At 39.6% G+C, this 22327-nt stretch carries 24 protein-coding genes and 4 pseudogenes; 10 read left to right on the forward strand and 18 right to left on the reverse strand.

Annotated elements, in window-relative coordinates; translation table 11 throughout:
* Positions 1 to 297: 297 nt before the first annotated feature.
* The 7 genes and pseudogenes from KUH03_RS18740 (at position 298) to KUH03_RS18770 (ending at position 4884) form a co-directional block, all read left to right on the forward strand.
* Entirely contained in the window at positions 298 to 564 is a 267-nt protein-coding gene (locus KUH03_RS18740) for a hypothetical protein (protein ID WP_257095714.1), read from the forward strand.
* Entirely contained in the window at positions 561 to 1394 is an 834-nt protein-coding gene (locus KUH03_RS18745) for a lipopolysaccharide assembly protein LapB (RefSeq protein ID WP_257095716.1), read from the forward strand. The genes KUH03_RS18740 and KUH03_RS18745 overlap by 4 nt, the downstream gene beginning before the upstream one ends.
* A 305-nt stretch (positions 1395 to 1699) precedes the next feature.
* On the forward strand, positions 1700 to 2761 hold the full coding sequence (locus KUH03_RS18750) for a PDZ domain-containing protein (protein WP_257095717.1): 1062 nt from the start codon (positions 1700 to 1702) through the stop codon (positions 2759 to 2761).
* A gap of 61 nt (positions 2762 to 2822) precedes the next feature.
* A pseudogene (locus KUH03_RS18755) lies at positions 2823 to 3331 on the forward strand (S41 family peptidase); the annotation flags it as partial.
* Positions 3326 to 3826, forward strand: coding sequence for a carboxy terminal-processing peptidase (locus KUH03_RS18760; RefSeq protein ID WP_257097100.1), 501 nt, complete (start codon positions 3326 to 3328; stop codon positions 3824 to 3826). The pseudogene KUH03_RS18755 and the gene KUH03_RS18760, both read left to right, overlap by 6 nt.
* A 311-nt stretch (positions 3827 to 4137) precedes the next feature.
* On the forward strand, positions 4138 to 4530 hold the full coding sequence (locus tag KUH03_RS18765) for a universal stress protein (RefSeq protein WP_257095719.1): 393 nt from the start codon (positions 4138 to 4140) through the stop codon (positions 4528 to 4530).
* 21 nt (positions 4531 to 4551) lie between these two features.
* The gene (locus KUH03_RS18770) at positions 4552 to 4884 is read left to right on the forward strand and encodes a hypothetical protein (protein ID WP_257095720.1); all 333 of its coding nucleotides are present in this window, start codon (positions 4552 to 4554) and stop codon (positions 4882 to 4884) included.
* 154 nt (positions 4885 to 5038) lie between these two features.
* On the opposite strand, the pseudogene KUH03_RS18775 reads toward KUH03_RS18770, so the two are convergent.
* Positions 5039 to 5445 (reverse strand): annotated as a pseudogene (locus KUH03_RS18775) (DoxX family protein).
* Positions 5446 to 5942: 497 nt separating this feature from the next.
* On the opposite strand from KUH03_RS18775, the gene KUH03_RS18780 reads away from it, so the two are divergent.
* Positions 5943 to 6182, forward strand: coding sequence for a hypothetical protein (locus tag KUH03_RS18780; protein WP_257095722.1), 240 nt, complete (start codon positions 5943 to 5945; stop codon positions 6180 to 6182).
* Positions 6140 to 6745, forward strand: a complete 606-nt coding sequence (locus KUH03_RS18785; RefSeq protein ID WP_257095724.1) for a universal stress protein — start codon at positions 6140 to 6142, stop codon at positions 6743 to 6745. The genes KUH03_RS18780 and KUH03_RS18785 overlap by 43 nt, the downstream gene beginning before the upstream one ends.
* A gap of 95 nt (positions 6746 to 6840) precedes the next feature.
* Here the strand turns inward: KUH03_RS18785 and KUH03_RS48765 are convergent.
* Both KUH03_RS48765 and KUH03_RS46145 read right to left on the reverse strand, forming a co-directional pair.
* Positions 6841 to 7295 (reverse strand): annotated as a pseudogene (locus tag KUH03_RS48765) (hypothetical protein).
* Positions 7217 to 7429 (reverse strand): hypothetical protein, encoded by a 213-nt coding sequence (locus tag KUH03_RS46145; RefSeq protein ID WP_373564753.1) that lies wholly within the window; start codon positions 7427 to 7429, stop codon positions 7217 to 7219. The pseudogene KUH03_RS48765 and the gene KUH03_RS46145 overlap by 79 nt, the downstream one beginning before the upstream one ends.
* A 561-nt stretch (positions 7430 to 7990) precedes the next feature.
* Between KUH03_RS46145 and metG the strand changes: the two are divergent.
* A pseudogene (gene metG, locus KUH03_RS18795) lies at positions 7991 to 10030 on the forward strand (methionine--tRNA ligase).
* 201 nt (positions 10031 to 10231) lie between these two features.
* On the opposite strand, the gene KUH03_RS18800 reads toward metG, so the two are convergent.
* From KUH03_RS18800 to KUH03_RS18870, 15 genes are all read right to left on the reverse strand, one after another.
* Entirely contained in the window at positions 10232 to 10375 is a 144-nt protein-coding gene (locus tag KUH03_RS18800; protein ID WP_257095726.1) for a hypothetical protein, read from the reverse strand.
* A 17-nt stretch (positions 10376 to 10392) separates the two neighbouring features.
* Positions 10393 to 10956 (reverse strand): GLPGLI family protein, encoded by a 564-nt coding sequence (locus KUH03_RS18805; RefSeq protein ID WP_257095728.1) that lies wholly within the window; start codon positions 10954 to 10956, stop codon positions 10393 to 10395.
* Positions 10953 to 12797 (reverse strand): outer membrane beta-barrel family protein, encoded by a 1845-nt coding sequence (locus KUH03_RS18810; protein WP_257095730.1) that lies wholly within the window; start codon positions 12795 to 12797, stop codon positions 10953 to 10955. The genes KUH03_RS18805 and KUH03_RS18810 overlap by 4 nt, the downstream gene beginning before the upstream one ends.
* Complete coding sequence (locus KUH03_RS18815) at positions 12755 to 13156, reverse strand: hypothetical protein (RefSeq protein ID WP_257095733.1); 402 nt, start codon at positions 13154 to 13156, stop codon at positions 12755 to 12757. The genes KUH03_RS18810 and KUH03_RS18815 overlap by 43 nt, the downstream gene beginning before the upstream one ends.
* Before the next feature lie 34 nt (positions 13157 to 13190).
* Positions 13191 to 13742 carry a carboxypeptidase-like regulatory domain-containing protein gene (locus KUH03_RS18820; RefSeq protein ID WP_257095735.1) on the reverse strand — a complete coding sequence of 184 codons (552 nt, stop codon included), beginning with the start codon at positions 13740 to 13742 and terminating at the stop codon, positions 13191 to 13193.
* Between the two features lie 312 nt (positions 13743 to 14054).
* Positions 14055 to 15095 (reverse strand): TlpA disulfide reductase family protein, encoded by a 1041-nt coding sequence (locus tag KUH03_RS18825; RefSeq protein ID WP_257095737.1) that lies wholly within the window; start codon positions 15093 to 15095, stop codon positions 14055 to 14057.
* A gap of 1 nt (position 15096) precedes the next feature.
* Positions 15097 to 16113, reverse strand: a complete 1017-nt coding sequence (locus KUH03_RS18830; protein ID WP_257095738.1) for a TlpA disulfide reductase family protein — start codon at positions 16111 to 16113, stop codon at positions 15097 to 15099.
* Positions 16114 to 16360: 247 nt separating this feature from the next.
* Positions 16361 to 17287: a hypothetical protein gene (locus tag KUH03_RS18835; protein ID WP_257095740.1), complete on the reverse strand. Its 927-nt coding sequence runs from the start codon at positions 17285 to 17287 to the stop codon at positions 16361 to 16363.
* A 97-nt stretch (positions 17288 to 17384) separates the two neighbouring features.
* Positions 17385 to 18065, reverse strand: coding sequence for a RagB/SusD family nutrient uptake outer membrane protein (locus KUH03_RS18840; RefSeq protein WP_373564827.1), 681 nt, complete (start codon positions 18063 to 18065; stop codon positions 17385 to 17387).
* Complete coding sequence (locus KUH03_RS48770) at positions 18041 to 18577, reverse strand: RagB/SusD family nutrient uptake outer membrane protein (protein ID WP_373564754.1); 537 nt, start codon at positions 18575 to 18577, stop codon at positions 18041 to 18043. Before KUH03_RS48770 ends, KUH03_RS18840 begins: the two co-directional genes overlap by 25 nt.
* 196 nt (positions 18578 to 18773) lie before the next feature.
* Positions 18774 to 19736 carry a hypothetical protein gene (locus KUH03_RS18850; protein ID WP_257095744.1) on the reverse strand — a complete coding sequence of 321 codons (963 nt, stop codon included), beginning with the start codon at positions 19734 to 19736 and terminating at the stop codon, positions 18774 to 18776.
* The gene (locus KUH03_RS18855) at positions 19709 to 20215 is read right to left on the reverse strand and encodes a TonB-dependent receptor (protein ID WP_257095745.1); all 507 of its coding nucleotides are present in this window, start codon (positions 20213 to 20215) and stop codon (positions 19709 to 19711) included. Before KUH03_RS18855 ends, KUH03_RS18850 begins: the two co-directional genes overlap by 28 nt.
* A 152-nt stretch (positions 20216 to 20367) precedes the next feature.
* Positions 20368 to 21270 (reverse strand): hypothetical protein, encoded by a 903-nt coding sequence (locus KUH03_RS18860; protein WP_257095746.1) that lies wholly within the window; start codon positions 21268 to 21270, stop codon positions 20368 to 20370.
* Positions 21267 to 21908 (reverse strand): TonB-dependent receptor plug domain-containing protein, encoded by a 642-nt coding sequence (locus KUH03_RS18865; protein ID WP_257095747.1) that lies wholly within the window; start codon positions 21906 to 21908, stop codon positions 21267 to 21269. Before KUH03_RS18865 ends, KUH03_RS18860 begins: the two co-directional genes overlap by 4 nt.
* Entirely contained in the window at positions 21839 to 22327 is a 489-nt protein-coding gene (locus tag KUH03_RS18870) for an STN domain-containing protein (protein WP_257095749.1), read from the reverse strand. The genes KUH03_RS18865 and KUH03_RS18870 overlap by 70 nt, the downstream gene beginning before the upstream one ends.

Here is a 22327-nt window from a genome sequence, read left to right on the forward strand (position 1 = left end):
AAAGAAAATAATCGGTAAGCCAAAGGCTTGTTCCTCCAAGGTCTCAATACTAACTACTTCATACTCAAAAAACACTTTAACATTTTTTCACACAATTTTTCTTCATATTTGCTCTACTATTAAAGTTCTTTATGGCAGAGCAGAGATCGATAAATTGCTTTCACTATACAATTTATCTGAGTTTGCTCTATTATATTCAAAATGTTTATGACAGAGCAGAAAACGATAAATTGCTTTTGGAATACAATTTATCTAAGTTTGTATTAGACGCTAATTGACGCGTAATAATGAATGAGTATGACGAGATACTGGACCTTACTTTTGACTGCCCTAACCACGACCCTTGGAATGAGCGGAAAGGTTATGGCACAGAATACCCCAAAGGACTATACTGGGGCGATAAAAAAATATGATGCTTCATTTAGCGGCGTAGGTCCGGAGGTGTATTTCCTACCTCCTCCAAAGACTGAAAACGAAATTATTGAAGACAATTATTCGAACAAAAAAGCTTTAGCAAGGAAATCGCCAGGCAACTGCTATTCCAACGTTTATTACTGCAGTTGAAAAGCACCAATAATATGGGGCATTTTCAATATCTGATGAATCCCGTTCCGGCTAATACCACAGCATGGAATAATACCATCGAAAATCAGAAAAAAGCAGAGAACTGGATTGCAGGCTATGCCTTAGCCAATGAAGCTGCTCTATTTGCAATTAAGAATAATGATAGTAGTGCTGCTTCAAAATTTCTATATGATGCATTATCATTAGCAAATCGTACTGACAACAAGGATGATATTGCAACAATCAACTTGAACTTGAGCAATTTTCAATTGTATCATGGCGATTTCGACAAAGCCGAAGAAAGTGCCCAAAAATATCATAGCTACGCCACGGTAAGCAAAAGCTATCTCGAGCAGGCCAATGCCTGGTTATTAATTGCCATGGCCCGTGCAGGACAAAAAAACTTTAAGGCCGCCGAAAATAACATTATCCGAAGCGCTATCCCCTTATTTAATAAAGCAAAGGCTTATGAAGGTAAAATATTCGCATGGGAGATGCTGGCGGAGATCTATTTTAAACAAAACAAATACACCGAGGCACAATGGTTTTTATTGCAGGCACGTGATCTAGCCAATGCAAAAAATCTGAGTGGTGAACTTGCGGAGATCGAATATCTGCTTGCCGCTTCCAAGCAAAAGGATGGGAATTACAAAGTGTCTATCAAAGAATTTATTCAAGCAGCTGAATTGGCCGCAAACGAGAATAACAAACAGTTGTCGTTGGCGATATTAGACAAATTGGGCGAAGTATACCTTGTATTGAAGGACTACCCTTCGGCCGACCAGACCTACAAGGCTTATACACAACTGAAAAACGACTTGTACAATTGATTGATCTTCGTAAGATAATACAACCGAAGAATCGAAAGTAAGAAATAAATCGTATTTTAAGCTTTTTGTAAATATTAAAGGATAAATCAAATAAATTTTTAGAATCTATGATAATGTGCTATGAATTTCACTAAATTTAGCACGCTTATCAATAAGAGCTGAATATTTTTATTTCCTTTATATAAAAGTTTATTGATGGCAAAGGAGAGAACGATAAATTTGTTCTATATTCAGCTTAATTTAAAATTGCATATAGAAGCAAATTTATCTTAGTTTATAAAATGATTATTAAAACTGTCGAAAATATGTTTAGGAAACTCATATTTGCACTTTTTGTGGTATCTATTGTCTCTTGTGGTTCAAAACCACGAGTAGCACTTCCAGATGATGGTGGCCTCAAACCGAGCACACAACATCAGATCATCGCGAAAGAAGTGATTGGATTATTGGAAAATGCAAGCTACAAGAAGGTCAAAATGAATGATTCGATATCTGGAATTATCTATGATAATCTGATCAAAGGTTTAGACCAGAGCAAGAATTATCTTCTTCAATCGGATATTGATGCATTTCAGGCTTACAAGAGTAACCTTGCCCAAGATATAAAAGGAGGAGATCTTTCTTCAGCCTTTCAGATCTTCAATGTCTATAAAAAGAGATATTTGGAAAGAATGCAATATGCACTTTCTGAAATCGACAAAAAGCAAGATTTTACCAAAGATGAATATTATCAGCCTAACCGTGAAAAATTAGGTTGGTTCAAAACGGATGCCGAAGCCAACGATCAATGGCGTAAACGTGTGAAGTACGATTTGTTGAACCTGGAAACTGCTAGTGGTAAATCTACTGACAGTGCAAAAACTAAACAGGTAGAAACATTGAAAAAACGTTATGTGAATTTAATTTCCCAAACAAAGAAATATAATTCAAATGACGCCTTTCAGATCATCATGCAGGCGCTTACAGATGCTGTAGATCCACATACTTCTTATTTCAACCCTTCTTATGCGCAAGCCTTTAATGAAGGTATGGCCAATACATTTGAAGGTATTGGAGCAAGATTGACCATAGACAATGAGGCCGTAAGCATCAATGAGATCATTCCGGGTGGACCTATCTTTAAAGACAAGACCATTCAGGTGAATGACAAGATTATCGCTGTGGCACAAGGTAAAGATGGCGAATTTGAAGATATCATCGGCTGGAGATTAGACGCCGCTGTAGCCAAAATAAAAGGACCTAAGGGAACAATCGTACGGCTTAAGATTATACCAGCGGGACAACCGATGAACTCGCATCCACGCATTGTTTCCTTAGTACGTGAAAAAATCGTTGTTGAGGAAGAATCTGCGAAAAAGAGATCATGAACATCAAAGGGGCTGATGGAAAATGTATAAAGTCGGAGTGATCAATATTCCTAAATTTTATATGGATTTTGAGGCTTACAGAAGACGCGATCCAAACTACAAAAGTACAACAAGAGATGTAAGATTGATCTTAGACACGCTGAAACAAGCCAAAGTGGATGCTGTACTCATCGACCTACGTTTCAATGGCGGGGCTCACTTCCTGAAGCGATTGATCTTACCGGATTGTTTATTGATAAGGGGCCTGTTGTACAGGTAAGGGATACTAAAAATAATATTGATGTTGAAGAAGACAAGAACGCAGGTGTAGCATGGGACGGCCCATTAGGTGTAATGATCAACCGTTTCTCTGCCTCAGCCTCAGAAATTTTCGCTGGTGCAATTCAAGATTATGGTAGAGGAGTAATCCTTGGCTCACAAAGTTATGGTAAAGGAACTGTCCAATCGGCTATCGATATGTCGCGTGTGATTAGCCCTACAAGTCGCCTATTATTAAAAGCATCAGGAGAGAAAGATCCAGACACACCGGAAGGAGCACCTCAATATGGACAAATCAACATCACATTGGGTAAATTTTACCGTGTCAATGGCAGCAGTACCCAACACAAAGGAGTAACTCCTGACATTACATTCCCGTCCCAATTCTCTGCAGAGAAATTTGGTGAAAGCTCAGAAAAATCTGCTCTTCCTTGGGATCAAATTCAATCCAGTAACTTCAAAAAAGTAGCGGATATGAGTGGAGTGGATAAAAAACTGGAGACGCTACATGAGACCCGGATTAAAAATTCACTCGAATACAAATATTTGAAAGAAGATATTGAAGAGGCTCAAAAAGATGAAGATGTCAAAATTTCATTGGAATTAAATAAATTCAAAAAAGAAAAAGACGACAATCTCAAGAAAAACAGAGAACGTATCAATGCTTTATTGAAATTACAAGGTAAACCGGCATGGGAAGAAGGCAAACCTCAACCTAAGATGGACCTTGACTTTGTAAAAGATGAGAGTGCGAAAGTAATGACTGATTATATCATTAATTTTGCGAACAAAAATAAAGACGGATAAAATTCCACGAAAAAAAAAGGCAATCGTAACAACGGTTGCCTTTTTTTATGATACTCATCACAATCTCAATCCTTTCACACTAAATTCATCTTTTCTTTGTAACTTATCTTAACATTAATTGTTCTACACATAGAGACTTTAAAAATAGAACTGACAATTGTTTCACAACATCAGAATCTATAAAATAAGAGTCCGGATAATGATGGATTTTACCCTTAAAACGATATCACAATGAAATGTATCCTGCTTCTAACCGACTTTTCAGAAAATGCACTTTTAGCGGCAAAACAAGTAGCCTTATGTGCCGAGGCTTGAAAACTGAAAAAGTTATTGTTTACCATACTTATAACAGTGTAACAATTGTAAACAATGAACCTATTGTTGTGGTTAATGACGAAGTTAAAGAGGCCAAAGAGAAAGAATTAAATGCCTGGTTAGAGCTAATCGGGCCACTCTTTCCAGCACAAGTGACACTGTCCCACAAGATGGAAGATGTCGATCTCCCAATAGGTGTAAATGACCTCTGTAAATCCGAAGATATTGATCTTGTCGCGTTAGGGATAACAGGACAGACTGGTTTCGCCAAGATCCTGGTGGGAAGCAATGCCATTACCCTAATGGACATCTGCAATAAACCGATGTTGATTGTCTCCCATAAGGTAAATCCGGCGGTTCAAAAAATGTATTGGCAACCACTGACCTGAAAAGTTGACAGAAAACTGAGTTTGTTTAATCTGGATCAAGTCCTCGACACTTTTTCAGCGCAGTTATATGTTTTGAATGTTGCAAAGAAAGAAGGATCTGCCGCGGATTTGGCACAAGAATTAAAATATTTGCATGAACGGCTGGACAAATATAAACCAATCTATGATTACATCAGTCATGACGATATTACATTGGGAATAGCAGAATATGCGAAAGAGAAACATATAGACCTCATCCTATCATTTCACAAGAAACAAGGTTTACTGGCGAGCTTATTTAAAACAAGTATATCTAAAAAAATTGCTTGGAATGGCGCGGCAAACTTATTAGTTATTCCGATGGATAAATCATAAACAGCATAAAGGGGTGTCTAAAAAGATCTGGAAGGATCCGTACACCCCTATTTCTTAATTCATATTCAATTAAAGTCTCCCTTCTAATATTCAGGATATACTTTTTTGTCTCTTTGGGTCGCTGCCATTTTACATAGATTTCTATGTACAGGATCTATTTCTTGTCTACAGAATGTTTCCCTGGACCGATAAAGACGAGTCCCAGAAATACAAAGAACAATTCAATGGCATGAGATGCGCCAGAGACACCATCGCCTTTTGAAAGATGCATCAATCCAGCAACCACCATGGTAAAAGCAAGTAACAAGGCTGAAGGTCTAAAAAAAAGACCCAATAGTAAGAAAAGACCACCAATAGTTTCCGTAGCCGCGGCCATAAAGCCCCAAAATGTCGGAATAAAATTGATGCCCATATTGCCCATGGCCTTTCCAACCCCGCCCAGAGCTCAGGACCTCCTTGCAACTTCGGCAAACCATGCATAATCATCATGACTCCCAATCCGATGCGGAGGATCAACAAACCTGTATCCCTATATTTTCCCAATGAATTCCAAATTGCCATAAATAGAAAATTATAATGTATTAAAATGTTAATTACTGATTGATCTTTCTAAAATAATCAAATTTTATTGATTTGTGTCTATTTTCAGCGGTATCAATGAGCTCACTTCGCTCGGTTATTGATTTGTGTTTATTTCTCAAAGGCATCAATGAGCTCACTCCGTTCGGTTATCGATTTGCGCTTATTTCTTTATTGTATCAATAAACTCATTTCATTCTAGAGTTAGTGCCCATTTATCCTACAGTGGTATCGGTGAACTTTCTCCTTCATGCTACGCGCTTTATCCACCATTAATGAGAACAAAATTAGGTCAAAATGTGTTACTTCGCCTTGATATAGATTAAGAAATTCAACAAAACTGATCGATTCGAGCGCGAGAAAGAAAGTCCAAATGGGACAGTACATTTAGAGAAAAATAGGGACGCTGATAGAAAAATATTGCAATTATGATACTAAATACGTAATTTAAGTCTCATAGACCCGATTATAAAATTATTATGAAGAATCTTCTTTTGTTAACAGATTTCTCGGACAATGCCTATGCTGCAGCTCAATATGCCGCAAAATTAGCTCCACTTTGGGGCATAGAAAGGGTTGTGTTGTACCATACTTATGAGGTTATACCAACGGTTGGAACAGAGCCTGTTGTCATCAGCAATTTGGATATACTAGAAGAAAAACAAAAGATCTCAACGTGTGGCAAGAAGATCTTATGCAACTCTTTCCGCAGGGAATAGCATGGAAAGTGATACTGGAGGAGTATGAATTGAGCTATGGTGTCAACCGCACTTGTGCTGAGGAAGATATCGATATTGTTGTCGTCGGAACTGCTGGAAAAAGTGGTTTTAAAAAGCTTCTCTTGGGCAGTAACACACTAAAATTAATTGAGAATTGCCACACGCCGTTATTGGTTGTACCTGCCAAAGCCGAATTCAGAATTCCTAAAAAGATGCTGATCGCAACCAATCTCAAAGAAGTGAAGCTTAAGTTAGACCGGCTGCTGATCAATGCAGCTGAAGTACTCCGAAAGAGTGAGGTCTATGTGGTTCACGTCACCAAGGAAGATCCTGCCAGTAAAGTTGTCAGCACAGAGATTAACATTATGAACGATATGCTGGCCCCTTACCATCCCATATACAGCTATATCTTACACTCGGATATTGCCGTTGGCATCAATCAATATATTAATGAAAACCACATTGATATGATGGTTACATTCCATCGCGACAAAGGGTTACTTAGCCGGATTTTCAACACCAGTATCGCGCAAAAATGGCTTGGAAAAGTCAGGCAGCCATGATGGTTATTCCTGTACATTCGGGATAATATAAAAATATCGACAATTAAATAATTTTGTCCGGGACAAAATTATTTAATTGTCGATAGGATTAACCGCTATAAATAGATGAGCTCCGTTTTATCGGCACTCGTTACTAATTTCACTTTCCGGCCTAATACCAATGCATGGTTATCATCTATATGTCCTGCTGGATAACCAAAGGCGACAGGAAAATCATATTCTTTGACTTTATCCCAGATAATCTCCTCTACGGTCTGTCCAAATGTAGGATCGTTATCTTTCATGGATGAAAAACTGCCCACAATAAGACCTTTCAATTTTTTGAATTTGCCAGCACGTTTCAGCGCCCACAGCATCCGATCCACAGAATAATAAGCTTCCCCACATCTTCGATGAAAAGAATTTTATTTGCATACTTGACATCTGAGTCTGACGCCAAAACAGACAATAAAATAGCCAAATTTCCACCAATTAGCTTGCCTTCAGCCTCACCGGAGCGGTTTGGGAATACAGATTGTTCATAGCTAAAGTCTGTGGAAGCACCAAACAACGCATTTTTAATGTTTCCAAGGAAGATTTGGTTCCTGATTCAAAAGATTTGGGCATCTGCCCATGTATCGTCGCAATTTTATAGTTACGTTGGATATGGCTATGCAATACGGTGATATCGCTAAAGCCGACCAACCACTTGGGATGCTGCTCAAACGTAGAAAAATCGATCTCGTCGACAATCCGAACACAGCCATAGCCCCTCGGGCAGCAAATACGGCTTTAATGGATGGATCATCCAGGGCCCATTGGAGGTCTGCAGCACGTAAGTGGTCATCGCCGGCAAATTGATGATAAGATGTCCCTACTGTCTCCCCACCAGGACTTCAAGCCCCAGCTCTTCAATGTTTCAATCCCCATATCAATATTCCCACGGATAAAGCTTGCAGGACAAACGATGGCGACTTTGTCGCCTTCTTTAAGAAAATCAGGTATTTTAGACATATTTATTATGTTTCATATATAATTTGATCCTTTATGGCCATGAAGCGATCATTAGCCAACTCATTTCAATTTTAGCCCAAAGTAATTTGTTCCAACTCATGATGGTTTCCTCCAATAAAAATTTTCAATGGATGAGGAGACAACAAATTTATCTTAGTATTATACCGCAAATTGAATTATCTTTGTGAAAAAACAAGTAAAAACTTTAATATACTTTCAAGCATTGAGTATTCTAGATAAAAACGTTATACAATTACTTCGGCATTACCGTATGCCAACGGTCCTTTACATATCGGACACCTTGCCGGAGCTTATATTCCAGGTGATATTTTTGTACGCTATTTGCGTTTAAATCAAAAAGATGTGGTCTATGTCTGTGGTTCGGATGAACATGGTGCAGCCATTACCATCCGCGCAAAAAAAAGAGGGTATTACGCCACAACAGATCATTGATAAATACAACAAACAAATCAAAGAAAGCTTTGAAGAGTTTGGCATTTCTTTCGATATCTACCACCGTACCTCCGAACCGATTCACCACCAACTGTCGCAAGATTTTTTCCTGAACTTATATAATAAAGGTGAATTTGTCGAGAAATTTTCGGAGCAATACTACGATGAGGAGTACCATCAGTTTTTGGCGGACCGTTATATTACCGGGACCTGTCCAAACTGTAAATCCGAAGGTGCCTATGGTGACCAATGCGAAAAATGTGGTACCTCACTGAGTCCAACAGATCTGATCAACCCAATTTCCACATTAAGTGGGAAAACTCCCGTATTAAAAGAAACAAAGCATTGGTATTTACCATTGGATAAATATCAACCTTGGTTGGAAAAATGGTTAATCGAGGGTAAGAAAAACATTCTTAAATCCAACGTTTTTGGCCAATGTCAGTCTTGGCTCAAGTCCGGTCTGCAGCCACGTTCCATGACCCGAGATTTGGATTGGGGAGTAGATGTTCCCCTGAAAGAAGCAGAAGGAAAAAAACTTTATGTATGGTTGGATGCACCAATAGGTTATATTTCTGCAACAAAGCAGTGGGCAATTGACCACGGAAAAAATTGGGAAGACTATTGGAAAACTCATGACAATCCAGCAGATGATTCAACATTAATCCATTTTATCGGAAAAGATAATATTGTATTCCATTGCATCATATTCCCGGCGATCCTTCATGCTCATGGAGACTATATCCTGCCAGAAAATATACCTGCAAATGAATTCCTTAATTTGGAAGGCGATAAGTTATCGACATCCAGAAACCATGCGGTTTGGTTACATGAGTATCTACAGGAATTCCCAGACAAACAGGATGAATTACGTTATGTATTAACCTCTATTTTACCTGAGACCTCGGATGCTGAATTTACCTGGAAGGATTTTCAAGCGCGGATCAACAACGAGCTAGTAGCGATCTTTGGTAACTTTGTCAACCGTGTGATGGTACTTTCCCATAAATATTTCGATGGTAAGGTATTAAATGGATCTCCATTAACAGCAGTGGATCAAGCGGTATTGGATGAGTTAAAATCCTATCCGGCGTCTATCAAATCATCACTGGAGCAATTCCGTTTCCGTGAAGCGCTGGCGGAGTTTATGAATGTGGCACGCCTTGGAAACAAGTATTTGGCTGATGAAGAACCTGGAAAGTAATCAAAACGGACGAGGAACGCGTAAAAACGATCCTAAATGTAGCGTCTCAGATTGTTGCTAACCTTGCCGTGTTGGCACAACCATTTTTACCAAAAACAGCAATCAAATTATTTGAAATGCTCAATTTTCCGCAAGGAAATTGGAACGATGCAGGTAACGAAGGCCTGATTCAGGATGGTCATCAGTTGGGTGAAGTCCAATTGTTGTTTGATAAGATAACAGACGAACAAGTGGAGTTTCAATTAAACAAACTTGCGGAAGCGAAACTAAAAAATCTTGCGGACAACGCGAAGGTCGCCCCTGCTAAAGAAAATATTAGTTTTGACGATTTTGTCAAAATGGATATCCGCGTAGGGACAATTTTAGAAGCTGAAAAAGTTGCGAAAACAAAGAAATTACTAAAATTAACAATAGATACAGGTATTGACAAACGCACCGTTGTATCTGGTATCGCAGAGTTCTTTAGTCCAGAAGAGATTGTCGGACGCCAGGTCTCAATTTTGGTAAATCTAGAACCTCGTGAAATCAAAGGCATTACCTCACAAGGCATGATCCTAATGGCCGAAGATGCTGATGGTAGATTGGATTTCGTCAAACCGGATACAGTGATCAAAGTTGGTAGCACCGTACGCTAGTTAAACGTTAGATATAGCATGGACAAAGAATGCCTGTCACAAAAGACAGGCGTTCTTTGTTTTCACAAGCCATCCGGTATTTCTATTCCCTTTTAATGATTTGCTTTAGCTACGGATACCAAGCCAAGAGCGATTAGAATAAGACATTCTGTAATCTCTTCTTAAAATCTTTCTCATCCATCCAATCATAGACAGTATCTTTTAACTTTTTATAACCTCCGTTTTAGATTCGGCAACAACTTTCTTCTTTTTGGTAAGTACATTGGACACTGGAGTATTGGTTATCTCGACCTTCGTTGCAAACATATTGATATTCATACTGGGGATAGATATTCCTAAGATCAAGCCCGGAAGCCCATGGATTAATTCTGGCCCCCTGATATCGGAATCTGTCCCGCAAAAAATGCGACAACATAGATTGAATCTTGTATGATTCCATTTGCTCGCCGACAATCATAGCCGGCGATATTCCGATACTCATCAGTGTACTTCCATTTCACTGTTGGCAGAGAATCTTTCATCAACAGTTGCTCATCGCCAAAAGGCAATAATTTGATGAATTCTTGATTCTTGAAATTCAAATAAGTTTTTGAATCAGTCAATGCCGGATTATACCAGGAGACATTTCGATAGTTAGTGGGGTAATCTTCCTGTACGGTTTCAAACAAAGTCTCGGTATCATAAAACTTCAACGTATGATGTGTGATCACTTCAACAGGTCCATTTTTGACCGCATTCTCTACCCCCAGTTTATCCCAGGTATCCAGATCTGGCTTACTTAAATAAGTTCGTTTCAAGTAATTCTGTACATGAAATTTCCGTTCGAAAGTCACAGTACCACTGTTCGGAAAGAATGCATGCTGTGCCTGTATGGTAGTGACGGACAAGCATAAAAGCCACATCATTAATATTATCTGCTTCCTCATTTGGCACCTCCTCTCATTGTTGTAAAATTGTAGATCACTTTTAACATCCCATAACGACGCAATACATTGTTGCTTGTCTGGATAAATGCCGTACCATCTTGATAGCGACGCACTCCAATATTTTTATTTAATATATCGTTGACAAATAATTGCGCTTCCAAAGATTTGTCCTTTAACAACTTTTTAGAGATATAGCCATTCATGTTCATCATGTTAATGGATTGCAAAGTCTTTGTTGCAGCCTGATAATTCTGTTGCATGGATAGCGAAATTTTAAAGTCTTTGGGTAAGTAATAGGTGACTTGCGAATAAGAATTGAATTTAAATGTTGTCTGATTCAATTCGGGTTGTAAATAGGAATCCATTTTTTCTACGCCTGGACTCAAGTTAATATAAAAGTCCATTTTATTTGCTTTATAACGGTTAAAACCTATATTAGGACCTACGCTCCAAGTTTTGTTACGATTTAGCTGTGGTTCTTGATTCAATAAAGAAAGATAACTATACTGGCTATTATAGTTAAGGTCCATACCAAGGTTCATCTTTAATCCCCATTTCTTTTGTATCGGAAAACTATAGCTTCCACCTCCATACACAGACCAATTATCCTTATCAATATTGACATAGGAGATCTGTCGGGTACCCTCTTCCAAATTATAACGCACACTACTATTAATATTGCGTTTTCCCTGATAAGCGCCAACATAGAAATACATATTTTGATCTTTTAGCTGTTTATAAGAGTTATAATTGACAGAATAGGAATTGTTGAAACCAGCTTTCAGATCTGGATTGTCCAAGTATTCCACGAGTGGCTGGGCATTTTGTTTGAGTGGTTCAATCTGTGTCAATGAAGGCTGAGCAGTCTGTCCACTGTAACGGAAACCGATGTTTTTACTTTTAGAAATTTTGTAATTTACCGAAAGTGAGGGTCTTAAAGAAGTCTGATCACGTTGCAATACGGTATTTAAATTATTATATATCCTTTTCACAGCCTCAAATTCTGTTTGGTTACTCAGATTGACTGTCAAGTCATTTGTTTTATAGTTCAGCGAAGTATTGATACTATTTTTTAAACTGGAAAAATTAAAATCATTCAATACACTTTCATCCAGCACGGTATATTTTTGTGTGATAGGATCTCTATTGAAGGATTGATTTAGTGTCTCTGATTTATTGCTGGAAAAAGAGTACCCTATTGATCCTGTAATCTTTTTCGAAAGGGGTTCTGTATAGGTTATCGAACCGCCATACGTATTATTTCTGAATTCATCTTTTTTAAACTGATCGATTGTGTCGGTACGCCGGCTATTTTCAAAATAGTTTTCCGAAAAATACTGTGTCTTCGAAAGATTCCGATCCGTATTTGCGTTGACATTAAATGTGATGGAGCGACGTTCTTTTTTAAACCGTCGCGTCAAGATAGCATTCACATTGAATTTATCCTGATCACTATTCAGATCCGTACGCGATATGGTATTTGTAATCGGCTGTCCACTCAATGTTTTCTGATAAGCTTCCGCCTCAGAGGTATTATCCCTATTGGATTTATTAAAGCCCATGGTTACTGTCAAATCAGCTAGCGAGTCCAACTTATAGTCATATCTCAAATTAGCAACATTTGCTCTGTTTTCATTTTCCGTTCTGGTTGTATTACTGTCTATTTGTGCCCGTTCTGGTAAGTTATTCTGCGCATTATAGGTACTTGTATTATCAACATTGATCTGACTACGTTTGTAATTGACGTTAATTTTGTGCTTATCATTTTTAGATTTATCGGAATAGCTTACCCCCATATTCAACGCTTTAGGCACCCTCCACCCCTGTATTGGCCATCCCATCCACCATCAGTTTCGTCTCCACTGGAAGAGATCATGATACCTCCACCATCCATCATCTGCACATTGCCACTTCCACCCACACCATATTTTTGACTATCCTCAAAGCCCAAACCTACCATGCCATCATTGGCCAAAATACCATAAGCGGCAATCTTCTGCGCTCCCTTAAACTTATTGAGCATGACTTTCCCGCCATAATACTTATCTGTTCCTGCACCAGCGATTGCCTGACCAAACATCCCTTTCTTTTTATCCTCCTTGAGTTTTATATCAATAGTTTGTGTACGCTCTCCGTCATCCACACCCGTACGAACAGCTAAATCTGACTTCTTTTCGTAGACCTGTACCTTGCTCACCATATCCGACCGAATATTTTTGGTGATCAGGGTTGGATCATCCCCAAAAACTCCTCCCCATCAAGCAGTACCTTTTTACCTCTTTTCCCTGCGCTGTGATCTTCCCTGTCCCATCGATCGTAATACCGGGAAGCACTTTGAGCAGGTCTTCAACCTTAGCATCTTTCTCAACCTTAAAACTACCGGCATCATACTCTATTGTATCTCCTTTAATAACGACTGGAATTCGTCCATTGACCTGCACCTCCTCCAAAAGTAATGCTGCCTTTGACAGCGATATCATACCAAGATCAAGACCTTGTGCTGTAATATGGATATCTTTCACGAGATCTGCATATTGCGGATAGGACACGACCATTTTATAAATACCTGTATCCAGATTGGCAATTTGGAAAGTCCCATTTTCTTTTGTTCGATCGAACTTAATTAAAATAGAATCTTTTGGGTTAAGTAAAGCAACTGACGCTTGATGGAGTTTGGCTTTGTCTTTGGCATCAACAACTACACCTGTAAGCCTCTGTTGGGCATAGGAAATAGAGCTTATGGCTGAAAGTACAAGAAACAAAACTAAGGTATAGGTTAGTCTCATAAATTTCCGTTTATATATTGTCGCAATAAAGATATCAATGTTGCTACGGAAAATTCGTAAAATAATGTTAAATAATTAAGAAATTAAAAAAACACAAAAACTCACAACAACAGATTGCAAAACAACCAATTAAATCGAAATATCCAATAAAACGGGATAGAGCATGATGTTACACCAGCTTTCTTTTCCCAATAAGACACACCTAATAATATCAGAAGAAATATAGTTTCCATTCCTTTAATTATTCAAGACAAAAAAGCGCCAGCATTTTCAGATGCTGACGCTTACGCTTAAAATTGGCTAACGGAGCGGTTAGTAACCGAATAGCTTAACCAAATAAGCCTTTAATTCCTCTCCCCTTAGGTTTTTAGCAAGAATCTTTCCATTCGGATCTATCAGGAAAGTTGTAGGTAGCGCTGTCACAGCAAATCGACTGACTGCAATGCTATTGTCCGCCGGAATATCGTGCAGTTGTATCCAGGGTAATTGTTGGGTTTTAAGCATATTCTTCCATGCATTTTCACTCTTATCAGTAGAAATACTTAAAATCTCAAACGCCGATTTACCCTTATATTTTCCGTAAATCTCCTTGAGTGTTTTAAACTCTTCGATACAGGGACCACACCAAGAAGCCCAAAAGTCCAATAGCACATAAGAACCTTTCATAGAAGCGAAGTCAATTTTTTGACCGTTTTCATTTGGCAACGAAAAATTCGCCACCAAAGCTCCTTCTTTTGACAACAAAGCTCCACGAATTTGATTGCCGGCAGATTTACCATAATAGGACTGCTTGATAGCAGGCGTCAGTCCCTCATAAACCTTTAAGGCTTCCTCCGGTTTCATGGCCTTTCCATAGCGGTCCAATAAAAAAGCTGCTCCAAAAGAATTGTTATTTTGAGCAACGACCTGCGTAATCACCGCAGCTTCATCCGCCCCCTTAGTCTGCATAAGTGTGAAATACTGATTCAGTACATCATGGGCATTGGATCCCGAAACCTTGGAGGTATAGAAAGACTCCAGATCACCCGCAATGTGAATTGTTGCAGGAGCATCAACCAGAATACCAAAGGGTGCGTAACCGCCATGTTTTTTAGACTCCGCCTCAGCGGCCAACATGTGCCTGGTGGCTACCGTAAATGGTCGTTCTATTTGCCAAGCTCCTTTCGTAACAGTTGCTGTATCATTATCGCCGGTAATATTGTTATAAAGATATATCTTGGTACCATCAAATCTCGGGTCAACTTTTCCTACAAAAACAACCTTAGAAGTTGTCTGAGCACGAAGAGCAAAAACACAAAACAAGGATAAAATCGTTCCTATTCCTAGTGCAATAAACTTTAATCTCGTCATCATGTTATTTCAATAGCTCTGCTAATTTTTCATGCAATTGTTCGCCACGCAGGTCTTTAGCAACAATCTTCCCGTCGGGACCGATCAGAAAGTTCTGAGGGATACCGCGGACACCGTAAAGCTTAGCCGCCTCGTTATTCCAGAACTTCAGATCACTTACATTTGTCCAGCTTAATTTGTCCGCCTCAATAGCCTTTAACCAGTTGTCTTTCTTGCCCGGTTGATCCAACGAAACACCCAATACAGTAAAATTTTTATCCTTAAACTTATCATATGCTGCTACAACATTGGGATTCTCTGCCCGACAAGGACCACACCAAGAGGCCCAGAAATCCAACAACACATATTTACCCCTAAAATCAGATAACTTAACAGGTTTGTCATTGACATCATGCTGTGTAAAGTCTGGTGCAAGTACCCCAACCGCAGTTGATTTAGCTGCCGTGATCTGCTTCGCGAAAGCTTCTCCGCTTTCCGAACTACGTACGGATGCCGAAAGCTTATTAAACTCAGGTTCCAAAGTTAAGATGTCGGCCCCAGCATAAAGTTGATCCTGAATCGCCAATAAACTGAAATAAGAGTTTGGATTCTTCGCGATATAGTCTTGTTGCAACTGTTTCTTCTGTTCCGCAAATTTCATATACTGCTCCCGAAGCGGCCCAGCGAAAGCATCGTCTTTGCGTTGCTCTGCAGTAGCGCTGCTGTATTTCAGATTGATCGCATTAATTCCATCCTCGGCCTCCTTGATAAGATTCTTATACGCTGCGTGAGCATCCTGTAACGACGAACCTTTTATAACGGCTGTTTTAACAGAATCTTTTGCTGTTATACTTGTCTTTCCTTTATCGACATAAATACCAACCATGTCCCCTTTGTACCCGATCTTGTCCCAACCTTTATTCTCCTGATCATATACAATATAAACCATGGTAGGTCCATTTGCCTGCCCTTTAAAAGTAAACGTACCCTTATCTACTTTTACAGAGTCTAGTACCTGACTATTCGGAGTACGGATAGACATAAATACCTGTCCTTCTTTTTTGGGCTGCTGTATTTTCCCTCAATACTGAAATCCGACTGTTGTGCCATCACCGCACTAGGGAGAGCCAACAAGGCGATCATTTTTAAAATTTTCATGTGTACAAATTTGATTTTAGATGCTTGTATTTAATAATTGTTTACTTCGTTAATCATCATAGACGAGCGTCTTTAACCCGCCTATGATGAATTGGCTTTTTTATTATATTTCTATAAGGTTTGGCGTGACATTAATTAAAACTATTTAATTTTTGGCGATACTTATTGCCTGCTGCCTGAATATCCCAATGGTATTCCTTCTTGAGAAAATCTGTCAATATCTTGTATTTAGCGGTTCTTTTTTCACTGGTATCTAAGTATACTTTTTTAATATTTTGATAGGATTCGGTTGTCAACAGACTAAACCACTGCCCCAAGTCAACTTCGTACCCCCTCGAGCCAGAGCCGGAGATATAACCCCGTTCTGCGGCTAATTTGGAAACCTCACGATTACGAGCTTCAATATCTTCATCACTATTGCCCGGAAAATTTTTGTTAATTTCATCGAGTGCCTTTCCATTGTCATAAGGCATTCCGGCAGCCTCAAATCCAGGAACCTTTCCTTCCATTCGCTGCGCGAGCATCCCGGACAAATTGCCCCAAACCATACGCGTAAGTACAGAATCCTGGTAATAATGTGTTTCAGGCACCGTAATAGGTTGGGTATTTAATCGTTCATTGGGCCAACAGACAATTAAACGCGAACGTCCCAAGACATAAATATCCTGTTTCCACCAAGAACCATTATAGGTCTTTACGAAAAAGAACTCCCGTGGAAATACACGCCGTACAAAATCCGTAGAAACATTATGCAGCAGGGTATCTACAAACATAATGGCACTTGGTTTGGCTTTGTCATCCATTGGTGTTGCTCCATAGCGATTATTGACATCTTGCACCAAAATACTATTTGTCACCTCCTTCGGATCCTTAAAATTAAGACGCAGCCATAAATCATAGGTCTTGAACATCTCCTTAACAGCGGGTAACTCCTCTTCTTTTGGGCCAAAACGCTCTTGAAATCCGAAAGATTCCGAGGAATTGATGGATTCATTTTTTGTACATGAACTGGCCAGTAACAACATACTTACTAGGCCGATTGAAAATATCTTCTTCATTGATGAATTGATTATCGTGGATTAATAGGCATATTTGGTGAATTATTCTGTTCTGATTGAGGAATCTGCAAGACATATTTTGGATCATCTTTGCGCATTACAAACTCCTGTCCATTTTTATAGGCATGCTTGATTTCAGGCTTTCCAAGTCGACGTAAGTCAAAAATCGCAATCCACCATCGAATGCAGTTTCCAGACGGCGCTCTTCGAGTACTCTTTTCAAAATACCTGCTTTATCACTATAGTCACTTTCCTTTAACCCGATAAACGTTCCTTTTTTATAACGCGTCACCAACAGATCGTTGAGGTCTTTCAAAGCATTGCTATATTGCTGTTTTCTAGCGTAGGCCTCAGCACGTATCACATAGGCCTCACTGGCTTTAAAGCCAATATAAAACCAATATTTTTCCTGTGTGGCAAACATATGGTACACCGTCTTGCCAACCATGACACCATCAGGCTGTGAAAAGTCTTCAAATGAATCAAACAAGTACTGCCTGTAATCTACCAGATTACCATTTCTTTTAGTCAGGTCCAAAATCTCTTCGGATGGTTTAAATGCTGCCTGAGCATAGTAAAAGATATTATTATTGGCTCTTCCTGCTGTAAAGAATAGTATTTCTCTATTATAATCTGTGTCAATAAAACCTACATTGCCCGAAAAGGCATACTTATTGGACTTACTGTCAATATAAGATTGCATGGTATTGAGGTCGGCGAGCTTTGCACTTGACATCACTTCTCCAGCAAAGGCTATTGCCTGATCATATTGTCCCATAAATAATGACACACGGGCGCGTAATAATTGCACAGTCGTAATATTGAGCCGAAAACGATCATTCGTAGGCTTTCCGCGCAATAGATCTGCGGCCTGTCCCAAATCTGCTTCGATCTGCCCCATACTTTTCCTAAAGGTTGGCGTACATTATTCTTGCTGAATTCGTTAACATCGACGGCATCAAGAGGCATTGGTACCCCAGGAAGCTCCAGGTTATTTGCCGCATATACATCAGCATACATATTGATCAGATAAAAATAAGCATATGCCCGCAATGCGAATGCTTCACCTTTTATCCTATCGTAGTTTGACTGTTCTTCACCGGTAGGGATGACTTCTTTGAACTTATCCAAGACTGTATTGGCATAAAAAATAGTCTTGTAAAGCTGCCCCCAATAAGGATCGTTTGGACTATTGTCCAATAAATGCGATGAGGCAAACAAGAACCAGGGTTCATCAGCAGCACTGGGTTTATACGTCGTATTGAGATTGACCATTGCGTTATCGGTCATTAATTCGGTTTTATAGAAATAATCGCTGCGTGGATACCCGCCTAATAAAATCGATTCATAATCATTGATTGTTTCGGGGTCATACTATTGACGGGTTTTATATCCAATAAGCCCGTACAAGATGACAAGCCTACTGCTGAACAAAACAGACCCAACAACAAATATTTAGATGTAGTCTTCATCATAGCTTTTAGGTTTAAAATTGAACTTGTAAAGATGCTGTGTATGATCGTGGCACTGGAAGGAATGTATTTCCAAACGATACCTGAACGGATCTCGAGTCTGCGTAAGACATTTTGCTTCCTTGCGCCTCCGGATCCTGACCTTTCAGTTTAGCATCTTTCCATACATAGAGATTATTTCCCTGTAACATAAGGCGAATATTCTGGATTCCCAATGCCCGCAATCTAGGCGTAAAATAATCATAAGAAATGGAGAGGTTCTGCAAGCGCACAAAATCACCTTTTACTGTTCTCAGATCAGAGTTATCGTACATTCTGCCATTGTATGGTGAAGTACCTGTCACAGCAGCCTCAAACGCAGAGTCTTCAAGTTTAGGGATATTCGTATTGAGTTCATCCCCAGGTTTACGCCATCTGTTTACCCATTCTCTCGACAGGTTCTGTGTAGGCTCTGGAAAAGTCAAGGCATAGTTTTGTGAGAGGTTGCGCAGTCGCATCACATTACCAAAACTACCAATAAACAAGGCTGACAAAGACAAACGTTTATAGGCGAACGTATTGGTAAACCCCAATTGCGTCGTTGGTAGATTGGGTCCCTCGTACTTCAGGCCATCCAAGTTCGTCATACCATAGAGTACCTTTTCCCCTTCTTTATTGGTATAAAATGTAGCTCTACCATCTGTATTGAGTCCTGCATAACGATAAGACCATACCCCATCTAGTGGCTTGCCAATTACTGCAGATGATGCATAGTTAGTCCGATTTGCTTCTGTCAGACTTCCCACCGTTGGCTTGGCATTAACGTCCAATACCTCATTTTTGTTCAAGCCATAATTGATATTTGATGACCATCTAAAATTCTTAGAATCAATATTGATTGAGCTGGCAGAAAACTCCCAACCTCGATTGCGCATTGTCGCCCAGTTCACCTGAAGCGATTCGAATCCGGTCACTTGCGACACTTGTTTTGATCCCAACAGGTCTGTGCCTTTTTATTATAAAATTCGATAGAGCCCATTAAACGGCGTTTCCATAAGCCAAATTCAAGCCCCAAATTGGTCGTATAGGTCTTTTCCCATTTGAGATAAGGATTTTTCGGTGCGTTGATAATTAAATAATTGACCGGATTATCTACATTCACGGCGCCGATCGTCGCAACCAAGTCGGAGTAGGCTTGAGAAGCAACATTACCCTGGCTGCCATAAGATCCTCTTAGTGTCAAATAGGATAACCAATCAATCTGATCTAGAAAACGCTCCTGCTTCATCTGATAGTTCGCTCCAAATGCCCATAGTGGCTGAAATAACTGATTAGTTTTCAGACCAAATCTATTGGAACCATCTGTACGGGCGTTAAAACTTACAGTATATCTATTGTCAAAGGTATAATTGAGTGCACCGTAATAGGATACCGCAGCAGCTTCATCCAGACGTTCTGTCCAATACGGGACACCCATCTTTTCATCAGTTCAAACTGTGGCACTTGTTGATGGCCCCGATCATGTGCATATCCATAGACCTGCGTTACTTCCTCCTCAGTCTTAGATTTACGGATCTCTTGCCCTAGCATCACATTCAAATAATGTTTGTCTTTAAAGAGGATTATAGATTATTTGATTCCGGAAGGTAATCGAACCGTTAACTGATGCCTTTCCTCTTCTATAACCTCCATCTTTCCAGATCTGCACTGCTGTATAGTCGACGATATCATAATAATCTTTTTCCGGCTCCGCACAAAATAACTGTCCTCCAAAGCTATATCTACATCTCGTGTATTTTGCTTTGTATAACTAAACAAGGAAGTGAACGTCAGATCCTTCATGAATTTCCATTCAAAATCCACTGAAGACCGTAGTCCGAAGTTATTCGCATTTCTCCAGCCCTGTCCCCTGTTTTCCATAAAGTTATATTTCAGGGTATTATGGTAGAAATAACTATAATTTCCATTGTTGTCAAAAGCGGGTTGCGCACGTGTGGTATAGATCGCCCATTCATAGGGGTTTTCGCGCGAATCGACAGCAAAAAAACTCTTATTGTCGCGTGCATTGATATCCATCATGACTCCCAATCGCATCTTGGGTGTTAAGAAAGTATAGGCTTTCAATGATCCAGTATAGGTTTTCTGTCCCACGCCTTTCGCGGTCGCCTGATCATTATTGTAGCTTCCTGAGGCATAAAAAGTCGTCTTTTCATTTCCACCGGAAAAACTTACGTTATAGCGTTGAGACAGCGAATTTCTGAATAGATGTTTAAACCAATCGGTATTGACCGTTTCCAGGTACTTTATGTTGTCTTCAAATTGGCCCCAGCTAATCCGCTTATCATTTGCATCAATAAAATAACGTTCAAAATCAGTAACAGTACCATATTCGCCGGGTTTAGGGCTGTTTGCATTAAACAAATTCCGCTGCAACATTTCTAAATTGACGTCCACCCGTTCCTTGGAGTTCATCATATAGGCGTCCGCTATCTGTGGTCGCTCTCCCATAGTTAAGGTGCTTGAAAAATTCACTCGGGTTTTACCAGCCCGCCCCTTTTGGAAGTAATTACAATGACACCATTAGCGGCTTTAGTTCCATAGATAGCCGTTGCCGCTGCATCTTTTAAGACATTGATGCTTTCAATATCTTCCACATTGACACCACCAATACCAGAAGCGATCAAGTTTCTATTAGTCATAATATCATCAACAGAAACATTCACCGCGTCATCCAGAATAATTCCATCGACAACCCATAAAGGCTGCACATTCCCGCTTAACGCAGCAGTACCACGAATGCGAATTTGCGGCATGGCGCCGGGAGCACCCGAAGTACTCATGACCATAAGCCCAGGTACCTGTCCTTGTAGGAGTTTATCAATATTCGGCTGAAATATTGTTTCTAACTGCTCCATATTAACCGTAGCGACCGAACCGGTCAATGATTTGCGCTGTAAGTTTTGGTAGCCTGTGACTACCACGTCGTCCAACTGATTTTCGACAGGAGTCAAGCGCACCTCTATCCAAGTCTTACCCTGCATGGATATCTGCAAAGTCTGGAAACCCATACTTTTGAAAATCAATGTTGTATTTGCATTTGTTACCGATAGGATAAACGTCCCATCAGTATCCGTTCCAACAGCATTCTTTGGATTATCTTTTTCGGCCACCGTAATGCCGACCAGCGGTTTTCCTTATAATCCATTACACGGCCACGTAGCTGTACTTTCTGCTGTTTGGTTGAACGAGGCTTAGGGGTAATTACAATTGTTTTATTATCGATGCTATATTGCAGCGACTGATCTTTAAAACAATGATCCAATACTTCTTGCACAGTAGCATTCTGCATGTCGATATCCACCGCCGTATTGGATTTGACAAGAGACTCATTGTAGAAGAAATCACAATTGCATTGTCTCTTGATTTCACTAAATACTTGAGAAAGTAGAACTCCCTTCCTCTTTATAGTGACCCGTTGTGCAAAAGCCGCCAGGCTAAACTGCACACAGGTCAGTGCAACAAATAAAATTGCAGTGCGTTTGCCCAAAGCCCTCCTTTTCAATAGGTCTCTGGAATTGAATAAATTCAT

This window comes from Sphingobacterium sp. E70 (assembly GCF_019285695.1).
Taxonomy (GTDB): Bacteria; Bacteroidota; Bacteroidia; order Sphingobacteriales; family Sphingobacteriaceae; genus Sphingobacterium; species Sphingobacterium detergens.

What these genes read in the sequence shown, in the direction of transcription:
- KUH03_RS18740 (WP_257095714.1), top strand. Translation starts at nt 298, where the DNA reads ATGACGAGATACTGGACCTTACTTTTGACTGCCCTAACCACGACCCTT.
- KUH03_RS18750 (WP_257095717.1), top strand. Translation starts at nt 1,700, where the DNA reads ATGTTTAGGAAACTCATATTTGCACTTTTTGTGGTATCTATTGTCTCT.
- KUH03_RS18780 (WP_257095722.1), top strand. Translation starts at nt 5,943, where the DNA reads ATGAAGAATCTTCTTTTGTTAACAGATTTCTCGGACAATGCCTATGCT.
- KUH03_RS18805 (WP_257095728.1), bottom strand. Translation starts at nt 10,956, where the DNA reads ATGAGGAAGCAGATAATATTAATGATGTGGCTTTTATGCTTGTCCGTC.
- KUH03_RS18810 (WP_257095730.1), bottom strand. Translation starts at nt 12,797, where the DNA reads ATGGGATGGCCAATACAGGGGTGGAGGGTGCCTAAAGCGTTGAATATG.
- KUH03_RS18815 (WP_257095733.1), bottom strand. Translation starts at nt 13,156, where the DNA reads ATGGTGAGCAAGGTACAGGTCTACGAAAAGAAGTCAGATTTAGCTGTT.
- KUH03_RS18820 (WP_257095735.1), bottom strand. Translation starts at nt 13,742, where the DNA reads ATGAGACTAACCTATACCTTAGTTTTGTTTCTTGTACTTTCAGCCATA.
- KUH03_RS18825 (WP_257095737.1), bottom strand. Translation starts at nt 15,095, where the DNA reads ATGATGACGAGATTAAAGTTTATTGCACTAGGAATAGGAACGATTTTA.
- KUH03_RS18830 (WP_257095738.1), bottom strand. Translation starts at nt 16,113, where the DNA reads ATGTCTATCCGTACTCCGAATAGTCAGGTACTAGACTCTGTAAAAGTA.
- KUH03_RS18835 (WP_257095740.1), bottom strand. Translation starts at nt 17,287, where the DNA reads ATGAAGAAGATATTTTCAATCGGCCTAGTAAGTATGTTGTTACTGGCC.
- KUH03_RS18840 (WP_373564827.1), bottom strand. Translation starts at nt 18,065, where the DNA reads ATGGGACAATATGATCAGGCAATAGCCTTTGCTGGAGAAGTGATGTCA.
- KUH03_RS48770 (WP_373564754.1), bottom strand. Translation starts at nt 18,577, where the DNA reads ATGACCGATAACGCAATGGTCAATCTCAATACGACGTATAAACCCAGT.
- KUH03_RS18855 (WP_257095745.1), bottom strand. Translation starts at nt 20,215, where the DNA reads ATGGGTGTCCCGTATTGGACAGAACGTCTGGATGAAGCTGCTGCGGTA.
- KUH03_RS18870 (WP_257095749.1), bottom strand. Translation starts at nt 22,327, where the DNA reads ATGAATTTATTCAATTCCAGAGACCTATTGAAAAGGAGGGCTTTGGGC.